General features: G+C 56.6%; 16 protein-coding genes. 3 read left to right on the top strand and 13 right to left on the bottom strand.

Annotated elements, in window-relative coordinates:
- Nucleotides 1–39 precede the first annotated feature (39 nt).
- Nucleotides 40–741: a pirin family protein gene (locus tag HMPREF3143_RS21150; protein WP_023309295.1), complete on the bottom strand. Its 702-nt coding sequence runs from the start codon at nucleotides 739–741 to the stop codon at nucleotides 40–42.
- Between the two features lie 104 nt (nucleotides 742–845).
- On the opposite strand from HMPREF3143_RS21150, the gene yhaJ reads away from it, so the two are divergent.
- On the top strand, nucleotides 846–1,748 hold the full coding sequence (yhaJ, locus tag HMPREF3143_RS21145) for a DNA-binding transcriptional regulator YhaJ (RefSeq protein ID WP_008503135.1): 903 nt from the start codon (nucleotides 846–848) through the stop codon (nucleotides 1,746–1,748).
- A gap of 41 nt (nucleotides 1,749–1,789) precedes the next feature.
- Here the strand turns inward: yhaJ and HMPREF3143_RS21140 are convergent, their stop codons facing one another.
- From HMPREF3143_RS21140 to HMPREF3143_RS21090, 11 genes are all read right to left on the bottom strand, one after another.
- The gene (locus tag HMPREF3143_RS21140) at nucleotides 1,790–2,155 is read right to left on the bottom strand and encodes a DUF805 domain-containing protein (protein ID WP_008503136.1); all 366 of its coding nucleotides are present in this window, start codon (nucleotides 2,153–2,155) and stop codon (nucleotides 1,790–1,792) included.
- A gap of 106 nt (nucleotides 2,156–2,261) precedes the next feature.
- A complete protein-coding gene (locus HMPREF3143_RS21135; protein WP_023326148.1) occupies nucleotides 2,262–3,248 on the bottom strand; it encodes a glutathione S-transferase family protein in 987 nt (328 codons plus the stop codon).
- Nucleotides 3,249–3,319: 71 nt separating this feature from the next.
- The gene (locus HMPREF3143_RS21130) at nucleotides 3,320–3,712 is read right to left on the bottom strand and encodes a DoxX family protein (protein WP_023294633.1); all 393 of its coding nucleotides are present in this window, start codon (nucleotides 3,710–3,712) and stop codon (nucleotides 3,320–3,322) included.
- Between the two features lie 251 nt (nucleotides 3,713–3,963).
- On the bottom strand, nucleotides 3,964–4,260 hold the full coding sequence (locus HMPREF3143_RS21125; RefSeq protein ID WP_008503139.1) for a YqjK-like family protein: 297 nt from the start codon (nucleotides 4,258–4,260) through the stop codon (nucleotides 3,964–3,966).
- Entirely contained in the window at nucleotides 4,257–4,655 is a 399-nt protein-coding gene (locus tag HMPREF3143_RS21120) for a phage holin family protein (protein WP_014885329.1), read from the bottom strand. The genes HMPREF3143_RS21125 and HMPREF3143_RS21120 overlap by 4 nt, the downstream gene beginning before the upstream one ends.
- A 1-nt stretch (nucleotide 4,656) precedes the next feature.
- Entirely contained in the window at nucleotides 4,657–4,962 is a 306-nt protein-coding gene (locus HMPREF3143_RS21115; protein ID WP_008503141.1) for an ElaB/YgaM/YqjD family protein, read from the bottom strand.
- A 29-nt stretch (nucleotides 4,963–4,991) separates the two neighbouring features.
- Nucleotides 4,992–5,360: a DUF1090 domain-containing protein gene (locus HMPREF3143_RS21110; RefSeq protein WP_008503142.1), complete on the bottom strand. Its 369-nt coding sequence runs from the start codon at nucleotides 5,358–5,360 to the stop codon at nucleotides 4,992–4,994.
- A 143-nt stretch (nucleotides 5,361–5,503) separates the two neighbouring features.
- Nucleotides 5,504–5,887: an EnvZ/OmpR regulon moderator MzrA gene (gene mzrA / locus HMPREF3143_RS21105; RefSeq protein ID WP_070534256.1), complete on the bottom strand. Its 384-nt coding sequence runs from the start codon at nucleotides 5,885–5,887 to the stop codon at nucleotides 5,504–5,506.
- A gap of 2 nt (nucleotides 5,888–5,889) precedes the next feature.
- Entirely contained in the window at nucleotides 5,890–6,552 is a 663-nt protein-coding gene (gene yqjA, locus HMPREF3143_RS21100; RefSeq protein ID WP_008503144.1) for a DedA family general envelope maintenance protein YqjA, read from the bottom strand.
- 344 nt (nucleotides 6,553–6,896) lie between these two features.
- Nucleotides 6,897–7,673 (bottom strand): transcriptional regulator ExuR, encoded by a 777-nt coding sequence (gene exuR, locus HMPREF3143_RS21095; RefSeq protein ID WP_008503145.1) that lies wholly within the window; start codon nucleotides 7,671–7,673, stop codon nucleotides 6,897–6,899.
- A gap of 180 nt (nucleotides 7,674–7,853) precedes the next feature.
- Complete coding sequence (locus HMPREF3143_RS21090; RefSeq protein WP_008503146.1) at nucleotides 7,854–9,152, bottom strand: MFS transporter; 1,299 nt, start codon at nucleotides 9,150–9,152, stop codon at nucleotides 7,854–7,856.
- 474 nt (nucleotides 9,153–9,626) lie between these two features.
- Between HMPREF3143_RS21090 and uxaC the strand changes: the two genes are divergently transcribed.
- Nucleotides 9,627–11,039, top strand: a complete 1,413-nt coding sequence (gene uxaC, locus HMPREF3143_RS21085; RefSeq protein WP_070534255.1) for a glucuronate isomerase — start codon at nucleotides 9,627–9,629, stop codon at nucleotides 11,037–11,039.
- 17 nt (nucleotides 11,040–11,056) lie between these two features.
- Nucleotides 11,057–12,544, top strand: a complete 1,488-nt coding sequence (locus HMPREF3143_RS21080) for a UxaA family hydrolase (RefSeq protein ID WP_046092481.1) — start codon at nucleotides 11,057–11,059, stop codon at nucleotides 12,542–12,544.
- Nucleotides 12,545–12,630: 86 nt separating this feature from the next.
- Here the strand turns inward: HMPREF3143_RS21080 and sstT are convergent, their stop codons facing one another.
- Nucleotides 12,631–13,872, bottom strand: a complete 1,242-nt coding sequence (gene sstT, locus HMPREF3143_RS21075) for a serine/threonine transporter SstT (RefSeq protein ID WP_070534254.1) — start codon at nucleotides 13,870–13,872, stop codon at nucleotides 12,631–12,633.
- Between the last annotated feature and the right edge of the window lie 247 nt (nucleotides 13,873–14,119).

Raw genomic sequence — 14,119 nt, 5'->3', positions numbered from 1 at the left:
CCCTCTCCCTGTGGGAGAGGGTTAGGGTGAGGGCGTTCTTTAAACCGGCAAATCAATCAGCAGCGCGCGCAGCGGCGTATCCGCCACCAGGGTAATATTCGCTTCATCACGAATAAACGCGCCGTCGCCGCAGGTGAGCGCCTCTTTCTCTTCCGTGTGCGTCACCGCATGCACCGTACCGTGAATCGACTGCAGATAGGCGCGCGGGCCGTGAAGCTGGAAGCTTGCCTGCTCACCTTTCTTCAGCTCGATATGGTGCAGCCACACCTGCTGACGCAGCTGCAGGCTCCCTTTGCTGCCATCAGGGGATGCAATCAGCTGCTGCTTATCGCCCGTTAAATCTAACTTCTGTACCAGCGGATTTTCCCGCTCAGGGCAGGCGTCGAGCCACAGCTGCATGCGGGTCAGCGTTTTGTCTTTGCTGAGGTTATGCTCGCTGTAGCTGATGCCCGGCTGCGTGGAAATTAACAGCGCTTCGCCAGCCTTTGCCTGGACATGATTGCCCTCGCTATCGCGGTATTCTGCCTCGCCTTCCAGGATCAGGTTCAGGATATCGACTTTCGGGTACGTACGCGGCTGGAAGGAGGCGCCCGGGGCGAGCACTTCCTGGTTCAACACGCGCAGTGAAGCGTAACCGAGGAGTTTAGGGTCAAAGTAGTGTCCAAAGGAAAAGGTGTAGCGGGCCTGCAGCCAACCGAAATCGGCTTGTCCGCACTGTTTAGCTGTTCTTGTCGTAATCATAAACTTGACCTCTCTTTACACTAAAGCAATGGTAAAGGTATGGACGCTTCATTGTTAGCCAGATATTCTGCCTGGTATGTTCAAATTTCCTGAATGAGAACGAGATGGCTAAAGAGAGAGCATTGACGCTTGAGGCGCTTCGCGTCATGGACGCGATTGACCGGCGCGGCAGTTTTGCGGCGGCGGCCGATGAACTGGGGCGCGTTCCGTCTGCGCTGAGCTACACCATGCAGAAGCTGGAGGAAGAGCTGGACGTGGTGCTTTTTGACCGCTCCGGTCATCGAACAAAATTCACCAATGTCGGCCGAATGCTGCTGGAGCGCGGCCGCGTGCTGCTGGAAGCGGCGGATAAGCTGACGACTGACGCCGAAGCGCTGGCGCGCGGTTGGGAAACCCATCTGACGTTAGTTACCGAAGCGCTGGTGCCAACCGAAGCGCTGTTCCCGCTGGTGGATCGCCTGGCGGCGAAGGCCAATACGCAGCTGTCGATCATCACCGAGGTGCTGGCAGGGGCGTGGGAACGTCTGGAGACGGGCAGGGCGGATATCGTTATTGCGCCGGACATGCACTTCCGTTCCTCATCGGAAATCAACTCGCGCAAGCTCTACAGCGTCATGAACGTCTACGTTGCCGCCCCCAACCACCCGATTCACCAGGAGCCGGAGCCGCTCTCCGAAGTGACGCGCGTGAAATATCGCGGCGTGGCGGTCGCGGATACCGCGCGCGAGCGTCCGGTGCTGACGGTGCAGCTGCTGGATAAACAGCCACGTCTGACGGTGACCTCACTGGAAGACAAACGGCAGGCGCTGCTGGCCGGTCTGGGCGTGGCGACGATGCCGTACCCGTTTGTGGAGAAAGATATTGCGGAAGGGCGGCTGCGGGTCGTGAGTCCGGAGTACACCAGCGAAGTGGATATCATTATGGCGTGGCGTCGCGACAGCATGGGCGAAGCCAAATCATGGTGCCTGCGCGAAATACCCAAACTCTTCGCCCACCACAATAAATAAACGAGTAGGCCCGGTAAGCGTAAGCGCCACCGGGCAGTAATTTACGCGACGATCTTAGGATCCGGACCAAAGCGGTTTTCACCTGGGGTGCCGCTCTGGCAGTTGAAGATAAGAATCACGATCCAGCCCACGATCGGGATCAACAGCAGCAATAACCACCACGCCGAACGATCGGTGTCGTGCAGCCGACGGAACAATACCGCCCACGATGGCAGCAGGACTAACAGGCCATAAATGGTGGTCAGCACGCCTTCACCGCCAGCCCGCTCCCAGCCAAGAATTTTATCTACAATACCCAGCACCATGATGAGGATGAAGTTCACCAGAACGAACATCCAGTACTCTTTGCGGCGGGCGCGGCCACCAAATCCAATGTAGTTGCGCAGTACTTTTAAATACCAGTCCATTTTCCTTGCCTCATTAGTCAGTCAATCACTTGTTTTCTAAGCGATCGAGGTAAGAATAGATGGAGATTGTGAATTAAAAAAGGGCATCTATTGATGCCCTTAATATTTATCCAAAACGGACGTCGCGCCCGTGCGGTTCATCCAGATCCTGCCACGGCCCGATGGAGATAATACCCGTCGGGTTGATGGTCTTGTGGCTGCGGAAATAGTGGGTGCGAATATGGTCGAAGTCGACCGTCTCCGCGATGCCCGGCATCTGGTAGATGTCGCGCAGGAAACCATGCAGGTTCAGGTAGTCGCTGATGCGGTGCTTGTCGCACTTAAAGTGGGTGACATAGACCGGATCAAAGCGAACCAGCGTGGTCCACAGGCGAATGTCCGCTTCCGTCAGGCGATCGCCCGTCAGGTAGCGATGCTGGCCCAGGATCTGTTCCAGGCGTTCCAGCGATTCAAACACCTTTCCGACCGCTTCGTCATACGCTTCCTGGCTGGTGGCGAAACCGGCCTTATAGACACCGTTATTGACGTTGTCGTAAATCCAGCCGTTCAGTTCGTCAATTTTCTCGCGCAGCTCCACCGGATAGTAATCTCCGGCACGGGCGCCGTGCGCGTCAAACGCGGTATTGAACATGCGGATGATTTCCGCAGACTCATTGCTGACAATCGTCTGGTTTTTCTTGTCCCACAGCACCGGCACGGTCACGCGCCCGGTGTAGTGCGGATCGGCGCGCAGATAGAGCTGGTACAGGAAATCATGGTGATAAAGATCGTCGCCAGTTGCCGCAGGGAAATCACTGTCAAACGTCCAGCCGTTTTCCAGCATCAGCGGGTTGACCACGGAAACCGGAATGAAGGATTCGAGACCTTTAAGCTTGCGCACGATCAGCGTGCGGTGGGCCCACGGGCAGGCGAGGGAAACATAAAGATGATAACGATCTTTCTCAGCCGCGAAGCCGCCTTCGCCGCTCGGGCCTGGTGCGCCGTCGGCGGTCAGCCAGTTACGGAAGGCCGAAACAGAGCGCTTAAAGCGACCTCCGGTGGATTTGGTGTCATACCAGACATCCTGCCAGACGCCGTCTACGAGTTGTCCCATTTTTTCTCCTCCGTCAGATAGCAAAAGCGAGGAGATGTCTCCTCGCTTTGTGTTTATTCAGTATAGCGTGCTTACCATTTCTTATTCAGAACGCGGTCGATGCTGTATGCGCCCGGGCCAGTGACGGCCAGCAGCAGGAAGCCACCCGCGATGGTCAGGTTTTTCATGAACATCAGTGAGTTCACGCCTTCCGCAAAGTTGCTGTGGAAGATGAACGCGGTCAGCAGGGTGAAGCCTGCGGTAAACAGCGCGGTGGTGCGGGTCAGGAAGCCGAACAGCACTGCCAGGCCGCCGCCGAACTCAAGAAGAATGGTCAGTGGCAACAGGAACCCCGGAACGCCCATGGCTTCCATATACTGCTGGGTGCCTGCATAACCGGTGATTTTTCCCCAACCTGCCACGATGAACAGAATTGGCATCAGAATACGCGCGACCAGTACACCAACATCTTCTAATTTTTTCATTTTACTCTCCAGGAAACCACATCAGCGGCTGAACGTTATTTGTCTGCAATTCCGGGTAGATACCGCGTCGTTGCTGTCGATGGAGAGCATCATAAACGTGACGGTGGGCGATTGTTAGCAAGGAAAACTGTCAATCTTCTTCAAAGATATTGAGTAAGGGAGGGAGAGGATTTTGTCGGGTGGCGCTGCGCTTACCCGGCCTACGCGTGTAAGTAGGCCGGGTAAGGCGTAGCCGCCACCCGGCGAGAAGGCTAGCGTAATTGCTGCTGACGGATCGTGGCTTTCACCAGACGCCAGGCGCTCCAGGCACCAAAACCCCGGCGCGCCCAGCGGATGAGCATATTTGGATGACGAACCGTCCAGATAGCCATCACGCTGCTGCCGACCAGCGCCCATGAACGCAGGCTCAGGAAGGTGTTCCAGCCACGGTCAAACCGTCGCGTCGCGTCAATCCAGTCGCGACGGCTGGCCGACAGATCCAGCCGTTGCTGCTGGATCTGGCTTAGCAGGTACGCTTTTCGCTTTTGACGTTCGGCTTTACCGCTCACGGCTTGTCATCCTCCAGCAGGGCGCGATCGTTAGCCAGCTCCTGACGCGTATGGCGCAGGAACGTGGACTTACGCGCTTTACGCAGCGTCCATATGCCGCCAATCAGCGCCGCGACCAGCAGAACGACGGTCGTGGCAATCATGGCGTTAAGACGATACTGCGGGTCAATGGCCCAGATGATTAACACCATCAGGCTCATCAGACCAAACGCGGCGAAGAGCATGGTCAGTCCAAGCATCAGCAGCATCTGGAAGAGGTTCGCTTTCTCCTCCTCCAGTTCGACCACTGCCAGCCGGACGCGCGTTTCGGCAATCCCGACCAGCGTCGTCAAAATACGCTGGCCGATGCCGAGGACGTTGTTAGCAGGCCCTTGTGCGTGACGAGGATCTTCCATATCAACGACGCGTCAGCAGGACACCCAGTACCACACCGACTGCGGCACCAATCCCGACACCCGTCCATGGATTATCACGCACGTATTCGTCCGCACGCGCGGCCGCTTCGCGGGTCTGTTTTGCCAGCGCATCGCCGGTTTCACCCAGGCGATAGCGGCTCTCTTTCAGCGCCTGCTCCGCCTTGCTGCGCAGCTTGCTGACCTCTTCTTTTGACTTGTCAGCAGAGGAGTTCAGCACCTCTTCCAGGGTATCGGCCAGGGATTTCAGTTCAGCGCGCAGATGTTCAGACGTCGTATCTTTTGACATGATTCTCTCCTGTTGAGATTTCCGTTAACTCAATAATCGCGAGCTTCCAGCGCTTTCAGATCGTCCTGCGCTTCTTTCAACTTCTTCTCGCGCTTAGCAATTTTTTCCGCATCCCCTTTCTCTTTCGCTTCCTGCAGGTCGCGACGGCGCTCGGCTATCTCGTCCTTCTGTTCAGCGATTTTCTTCTGGTGGTCGGCACGCAGCTTGCTGTCTGAACAGTTCGCTTTCACTTCGCTCAGCGCTTTTTTAAGACCATCAACACGGTGCTGATTGTTATGCTTTTCGGCATAACCGATCTCACGCTGAATATCCTGTTCTTTCTCCTGACAGAGAGAATTTGCGAAGGATGCTGTGCTTAAAGAAAAAAGGGCCAGAGCCAGAGTCATGCGGAATTTCATTATCGAAACCTTCCATTGTGTTGCGGCGTAAGCCGCTATCCAAAGTTATGCGGAGTACATTCGAGGGGTGCTCCGCGTACTTAAGCATAGTAAGTAAACGGGGGATTCACCAAAGTGAGTGAAAAGATTCGGAATCCTGGTAATTATCCAAACCGATGCGACGTATCGCGAATCAGCGACAGCCAGGCAGCAGGCTGGCTGTCATCTTCCTGCTGAGCGATGATATACCCGTGCGGCAGCGTACGGTCGAGAACCACTTTTGCGGCGGCACTTTGCGCACGGGAATCAAACTTGATCAGTAAAACATCGTCCTGCGGGGTGATGCTTTTAAAGCGGATCCCGTTCGCGTCCAGATGGTGCCAGACAGAAAAACCGTCAGGCACGCTGGCACCCTGGTTCACCGAGCGAATGGCTAGCGTGGATTCCTGATGCGAAAGCGCGCTCCATGCCAGCAGCATGGCGCTGAGCACCACCAGTGTCATCACGGCGCAGGCAAAACGGCGCAGGGCGAGCGGTGAGATAGCCATCGTTAGCCTCTGGCTCCGTATTTCTTTTTCCACAGGACGACCAGCGAGCCGATCAGACCGAAGACCAGCAGCACCACAGGCAGCAGCATCAGGCAGGACATCAGCTGGTCTTCATATTTCATAAAGACTGGCGTTTTCCCCAACGCATAGCCGAGCGTCGTCAGAATCAGTACCCACAGCAGGCCGCTCATCCAGTTAAAGAACTGGAAGCGCGCGCTGCTCAGCCCCGACAGACCGGCAATGGTCGGCAACAGGGTGCGTACAAAGGCGATAAAGCGGCCAATCAGCAGCGCAGAAAGCCCGTGCTTATGGAAAAGGTGGTGCGCCCGCTGGTGATAATGTGCAGGCAGGTGCGAGAGCCAGTTCTGGACGATCCGGGTATTGCCCAGCCATCTTCCCTGGATGTAGCTGACCCAGCAGCCGAGACTCGCAGCGACGGTCAGTAACAAAATAGTTTGCGGGAATGCCATCGCCCCTTTAGCGCACAGCACGCCGACAAGCACCAGTAAACTGTCACCGGGCAGGAAAGCAGCAGGCAGCAAGCCGTTCTCAAGGAACAGGATCATAAACAAGACGAAATAGAGCATGCCAATCATGGAAGGGTTGGCCAGCGTTTCAAAATCCTGCGCCCAGAGGGCATGCAGTAGTTGGGTCAAAAGTTCCATTCAGTGTTCCTGGAAATCGGTTAACGTCATGCCTGTTATCCGGGACAAACAGCACGGCGACATGGTTGTGATTTCATTATGGTCGCTCGCGGACACATTGCGGTGTGGCCAACACTGTTCCCTGTTAATTGGCTGGTTAGCAAGCACTAACTTACAAAATAACGAAGTGAATCCAATTGTAACAAAGCCCAACGTTCTGCGTCACAGAATTTGCAGGCATGAGTTGATTTTGGCGTAAGCCCAGAAAGTGAGCGAGGGGATTTACAAAGGCTGACACTATATATGTTTTGCTTACCCACGTTCGCCGGAAGGCGCAGCGAAGCGCCTGCCAGCGGGAAGGTCATCTATTTTGCGGCACTGGGGACCGTATCGAGATGAACAACGGGATTATCGGCGAAAAGATAGCGGTCAGCGTTAAATTCGAAGTCGTCGCTGGTTTCATTGAACAGCATCTGCTTGGTGTTCTCCAGATGCTGCCACATCGCCAGCTTAGCGGCGTGCGGATCTTTACGAATCAGCGCTTTAAGGATTTGATCGTGATCGTCACACCAGTTGTCGACGGTACGGGAATCGATATGATCGTGCAGTTTTTTCCAGTACGGGTTGTGAACGCGCTGAGTCCACATTTTCTCAACGATTGCCGCCAGCGCCGTATTCTGGGTTGCCAGGGCGACCTGGACGTGGAACTGCAGATCCCACTCTGAATCGCGGAAACATTTTTCCTTGCGGGCATTCTCCTGGATTTCCATCAGCTTCATGATGTCCTGCTTGGTCACCTGCGTCGCCGCAAATTCGGCAATGTTGCTTTCAATTAGCTGGCGAGCCTGGAGCAGCTCAAACGGACCGTAGCTGGCGAATTCCAGACTTTCGTCCGCGACGGGAGAGTGTTTCGGCAGATTGGAAATGACGTGAATGCCGGAGCCTTTGCGTACCTCAACGTAGCCTTCGACTTCCAGCATGATGATCGCTTCACGCACCACGGTGCGGCTGACGCTTTTTTCATCCGCGATAAAGCGCTCGGCGGGCAGTTTATCACCGACAAGATAGACACCTTGCTCGATGCGATCTTTCAGCTCCGCAGCAAGTTGTTGATATAAACGACGTGGTTCGGTGATTTCCATATGCGCTCCAGACAGGGTACGGCAGATGATTTGTTATACCACTTTTGCGTGCCACTCTCCAGATTTTGCCATTAAAAAAGCCGCTACTGAGCGGCCTTTAAATGCCCGGCGGCGCTTCGCTCGCACGGGCCTACGGGTTTTGTAGGCCGGGTAAGCGTAGCGCCACCCGGCACAGCAATGCTAACTCTGCGTGGCCGGTTTTCCGAGTGACTCTTTTGCCAGCTCCTCTGCCGATTTGCTTTTCAGCACCGTCCAGATCACCACCGCGCCCAGCAGGTCGAAGACCGCCAGTACTGCAAACAGCGGGCTGAAGCCGATGGTATCCGCCAGCGCGCCGACGACCAGCGCGAACATCGTACTCGCGGTCCAGGCGGCCATCCCGGTCAGGCCGTTGGCGGTGGCCACTTCGTTGCGACCGAAGACGTCAGACGAGAGCGTAATCAGCGCGCCGGACAGGGACTGGTGCGCAAAACCACCGATGCACAGCAGGGCGATGGCCACGTACGGGCTGGTGAACAGGCCGATCATGCCCGGGCCAATCATCAGCAGTGCGCCCATGGTGACCACCATCTTACGGGAAACGATCAGGTTCACGCCAAACCAGCGCTGGAACAGCGGTGGCAGGTAGCCGCCCACGATACAGCCCAGGTCAGCGAACAGCATCGGCATCCAGGCGAACATCGCGATCTCTTTCAGGTTAAAGCCGTAGACTTTAAACATGAACAGTGGGATCCACGCGTTGAAGGTCCCCCAGGCCGGTTCCGCCAGGAAACGCGGCAGGGCGATACCCCAGAACTGACGGGTGCCCAGGATCTGCCAGACGGTCATTTTTTTGCCGTTGTTGGTCTGGTGCTGTGCTTCCTGACCACCAATGATGTACTCGCGTTCTTCTTCGGAGAGTTTTTTCTGATCGCGCGGGTGCTTATAGAAAACCAGCCACGCGATTGCCCAGGCGAAGCTCAGCACGCCGGAAATGATGAAAGCCATCTGCCAGCTGTGCATCACGATAGCCCACACCACCAGCGGCGGCGCAATCATCGCCCCGATGGACGAACCCACGTTGAAGTAGCCGACAGCAATAGAGCGCTCTTTTGCCGGGAACCACTCGGAACTGGCCTTCAGTCCCGCCGGGATCATCGCGGCTTCTGCCGCACCGACCGCACCGCGCGCCAGCGCCAGGCCGCCCCAGCTGCCTGCCAGCGCGGTGGCTCCGCAGAACACCGCCCAGGCGATGGCGAAGAAGGCATAGCCGATTTTGGTACCGAGGATATCCAGCACGTAGCCTGCAACAGGCTGCATGATGGTGTACGCCGCGGAATAGGCAGCAATGATGTAGGAGTATTGCTGCGTGGAGATATGCAGCTCTTCCATTAACGTCGGCGCTGCGGCTGCGACGGTGTTACGCGTCAGGTAGCCCAGCACGGTGCCTAACGTCACCAGTGCGATCATGTACCAACGTAACCCTTTAATTTTACGCATGTAAAACCTCATCGTTATAGTATTGCCGTGCCGGGACACGGTAACCGCTCGACCGTTGCCGGGAGCCGTTCAGTAACGGGAGGGGCGTAACCGGGAAATGTCCCGGAACGGCCCGAACCTTGCCAAAAGTCATCTGCATAAGTCGGTTTCCGTACCGTTAAATCTGGTGTAACTGACACCAGGAATGCATTCCGTCGGCTTATAGTTTGCGACGGCGAAAAGATAACTTGTCATACAGCTTTAAAAGGTGAGTGACATCACAAATGTATGATTCTTTGTGGGGACATTATTCGTGTCGCTTCAAGCCAGTACTGGCGCGGCTTGTAGAAGGATTTACTCCAATTTGGGTAATGTATTTGTCTGCGTTTATTGATCTCACTCACGAAAAAAACGTCGGATGGTGGAAATTGGTGTGATAACTTTGCAGCATATGAACATACGCTTTCTGACGCTCCCGTAATGAGGAAGACGATAATGACGCCGTTTATGACCGACGATTTTCTGTTAGATACCGAATTTGCTCGCCGCCTGTACCACGACTATGCAAAAGATCAGCCGATTTTCGACTACCACTGCCATTTGCCCCCGCAGCAGGTTGCCGAAAATTACCGTTTCAAAAACCTGTATGACATCTGGCTGAAGGGTGACCATTACAAATGGCGTGCGATGCGCACCAACGGCGTGGCTGAGCGCCTGTGCACCGGCGATGCGACCGATCGCGAGAAGTTTGACGCCTGGGCGGCGACCGTCCCGCACACCATCGGTAACCCGCTCTATCACTGGACGCACCTTGAGCTGCGTCGCCCGTTTGGCATCACCGGCAAACTGCTCTCTCCAACGACCGCCGATGAAATCTGGGACCAGTGCAATGCGCTCCTGGCGCAGGAGAACTTCTCCGCGCGCGGCATCATGAAGCAGATGAACGTGAAGATGGTCGGCACCACCGACGATCCGATTGACTCCCTGGAGCATCATGCCGTTGTCGCCAAAGACACCTCTTTTGATATCAAAGTGCTGCCAAGCTGGCGCCCGGACAAAGCCTTCAACATTGAGCAGGCCACGTTCAAAGACTACATGGCGAAGCTGGCGGAAGTGTCCGATACCGACATCCGTCGTTTCGCCGATCTGCAAACCGCGCTGACCAAACGTCTGGATCACTTCGCGGCGCACGGCTGTAAAGTCTCTGACCACGCGCTGGACGTTGTGCTGTTTGCGGAATCAAACGAGGCCGAGCTGGACAGCATTCTGGCGCGTCGCCTCTCCGGTGAATCGCTTAGTGAGCACGAAGTGGCGCAGTTCAAAACCGCGGTACTGGTGTTCCTCGGTGCCGAATACGCGCGTCGCGGCTGGGTACAGCAGTACCACATCGGTGCGCTGCGCAATAACAACCAGCGCCAGTTTAAACTGCTGGGTGCGGACGTGGGCTTTGACTCCATCAACGACCGTCCGCTGGCGGAAGAGCTGTCAAAACTGCTGAGCAAACAGAACGAACAAAACCTGCTGCCGAAAACCATTCTCTACTGCCTGAACCCGCGCGATAACGAAGTGCTGGGCACGATGATCGGCAACTTCCAGGGCGAAGGGATGCCGGGCAAGATGCAGTTCGGCTCCGGCTGGTGGTTCAACGATCAGAAAGACGGCATGGAGCGTCAGATGACGCAGCTGGCGCAGCTTGGCCTGCTGAGCCGCTTTGTCGGCATGCTGACCGACAGCCGCAGCTTCCTGTCCTATACCCGTCATGAATACTTCCGCCGCATTCTGTGCCAGATGATTGGCCGCTGGGTGCACGCAGGCGAAGCGCCGGCGGATATTCAGCTGCTGGGCGACATGGTGAAAAACATCTGCTTTAACAATGCGCGTGACTACTTCGCCATTGAACTGAACTAGGGCCGTTTGAGGTTGATATGCAATACATCAAAATCCATTCGCTGGATAACGTGGCCGTCGCGCTGGCAGATTTAACCGAAGGGACGGAAGTCACCTTCGACAACCAGTCGGTGACGTTACGCCAGTCCGTTGGACGTGGACACAAGTTTGCCCTGATCCCCATTGCCAAAGGGGAGAACGTGGTGAAGTACGGTCTGCCCATCGGTCATGCGCTGGCGGATATCGCGCCGGGTGAATACATCCATTCCCACAATGCCCGCACAAATCTGAGCGATCTGGACGAGTACAGCTATCAACCTGATTTACCTGCGGCACAAGAGCAGGCGGCGGATCGTGAGGTGCAGATCTACCGCCGCGCAAACGGCGACGTGGGGATCCGCAACGAGCTGTGGATCCTCCCGACCGTCGGCTGCGTGAACGGGATTGCGCGTCAGATCCAGACGCGCTTCCTGAAAGAGACCAACGATGCCGAAGGCACTGACGGCGTGCATCTGTTCAGCCACACCTACGGCTGCTCCCAGCTGGGTGACGACCACATCAACACCCGAACCATGCTGCAAAACATGGTGCGCCACCCGAACGCGGGCGCGGTGCTGGTGATTGGCCTGGGCTGCGAGAACAATCAGGTGGACGCCTTCCGCGAGACGCTCGGTGAGTTTGACCCTGAGCGCGTGCACTTTATGGTGTGCCAGCATCAGGACGACGAAGTGGAAGCGGGCGTCGAACAGCTTCATCAGCTGTATGAGGTGATGCGCCACGACAAGCGCCAGCCGGGCAAGCTGAGCGAGCTGAAGTTTGGTCTGGAGTGCGGCGGGTCTGATGGCCTTTCCGGTATCACCGCCAACCCGATGCTGGGGCGCTTCTCGGACTACGTGATCGCCAACGGCGGCACGACGGTGTTGACCGAGGTGCCGGAGATGTTCGGTGCGGAACGTATTCTGATGAGCCACTGCCGCGACGAAGAGACGTTTGAGAAGACCGTCACCATGGTGAACGACTTCAAGCAGTACTTCATTGCCCACAATCAGCCCATTTACGAGAACCCGTCGCCGGGTAACAAAGCGGGGGGGATCACCACGCTGGAAGAGAAATCCCTCGGCTGCACCCAGAAAGCAGGCGCGAGCCAGGTGGTTGACGTTCTGCGCTACGGCGAGCGCCTGAAAACGCACGGTCTGAACCTGCTGAGCGCGCCCGGTAACGATGCGGTTGCCACCAGCGCGCTGGCGGGAGCCGGCTGCCATATGGTGCTGTTCAGCACCGGTCGCGGTACGCCGTACGGCGGTTTTGTGCCGACGGTGAAAATCGCCACCAACAGCGAGCTGGCGGCGAAGAAAAAACACTGGATTGACTTTGATGCCGGGCAGCTTATCCACGGCAAGGCGATGCCGCAGCTGCTGACGGAATTTGTGGATGCGATTGTGGAAATTGCCAGCGGCAAGCAGACCTGCAACGAGAAGAACGACTTCCGCGAGCTGGCAATCTTTAAGAGCGGTGTGACGCTGTAAGTACTTTGTCGGGTGGCGCTAGCGCTTACCCGACTTACTAAACCCTGTAGGCCCGGTAAGGCGTAGCCGCCACCGGGCTTTTCTTTTTAACTGCGGAGGGCGTTCTTCGCTAAACGCGCGTCTTCCGCCTGACAGGCCGCCGCGGTAAACAGCACGTCGGTAGAGGAGTTCAGCGCGGTTTCGCAGGAGTCCTGCAGCACGCCGATGATAAAGCCGACGGCAACCACCTGCATGGCGATTTCGTTCGGGATACCGAACATATTACACGCCAGCGGGATCAGCAGCAGCGAACCGCCCGCCACGCCGGATGCGCCGCAGGCGCACAGCGATGCCACCACGCTCAGCAGCAGCGCGGTTGGCAGATCCACCGGAATACCCAGCGTATGCACCGCCGCCAGGGTCAGTACAGTGATCGTAATCGCCGCGCCCGCCATGTTCACGGTCGCACCCAGTGGGATCGACACGGAATAGGTATCGCGATCCAGGTTCAGCTTCTCCGCCAGCGCCATGTTCACCGGTATGTTCGCCGCAGAGCTGCGGGTGAAGAAGGCATACACGCCGCTCTCGCGCAGGCAGGTCAGCACCAGCGGATACGGGTTGCGGCGGATCTGCCAGAACACCAGCAGCGGGTTGATCACCAGCGCCACCAGCAGCATACAGCCGACCAGCACAACCAGCAGTTGCGCGTAGCCCCACAGCGCGTCAAAACCGGTGGTTGCCAGCGTGGAGGAGACCAGGCCGAAAATACCGATTGGCGCAAAGCGAATCACCAGCTTCACCATAAAGGTGACAGCGTTGGACAAATCGTTGACCAGGTTTTTCGTGGTCTCGTTGCCGTGACGCAGCGCGAAGCCCAGACCAATCGCCCAGACCAGGATGCCAATGTAGTTTCCGCTCATCAGCGCGGTGATGGGGTTAGAGACCATGCTCATCAGCAGACCGCGAAGGACTTCCACAATCCCGGACGGCGGCGTGATATCACCGGCCGCGCTGGTCAGGTGCAGCGAGGACGGGAACAGGAAGCTAAACACCACGGCCGTTAAGGCTGCAGAGAAGGTTCCCAGAAGATACAGGAACAGAATAGGGCGAATGTTGGTTTTTTGTCCGTGCTGGTGGTTGGCAATCGATGCCATGACCAGCATCAGAACCAGTACCGGCGCGACGGCTTTCAGGGCGCCCACAAACAGCGTCCCGAGCAGCCCCGTGGCCTCCGCAGCAGGTTTTGACACCATGGCCAGCAGAATACCCAGCACCAGTCCTACCAGAATTTGTTTAACCAGACTTCCCTGCGCCAGGCGCGCAAAAAGACCCGTCGATTGTGTGCTCATACATTATTCCTGAGTGAAATTGCGTTCCATTCCGAATGTGCTCTTAGTCACATTTATGTCCGGATGTAAGTAAATGTTTGCCTGGTCGAGTATAGGGAATGCGCGAAAGGAGGGAAGCGTAAAATGCTGGATTTTACGTGTTGCGTCATGTTTTTAACTATTGATTAACGAAAGTGCCGGGTGGCGCTGCGCTTACCCGGCCTACGGGGTGACGTTGTAGGCCCGGTAAGCGCAGCGCCACCGGGCA

Source organism: Enterobacter sp. HMSC16D10, assembly GCF_001807145.1.
Classification (GTDB): domain Bacteria; phylum Pseudomonadota; class Gammaproteobacteria; order Enterobacterales; family Enterobacteriaceae; genus Enterobacter; species Enterobacter roggenkampii.
Note: the sequence above shows the minus strand (reverse complement) of the source record. Positions and strands in the feature narration are given on the sequence as shown.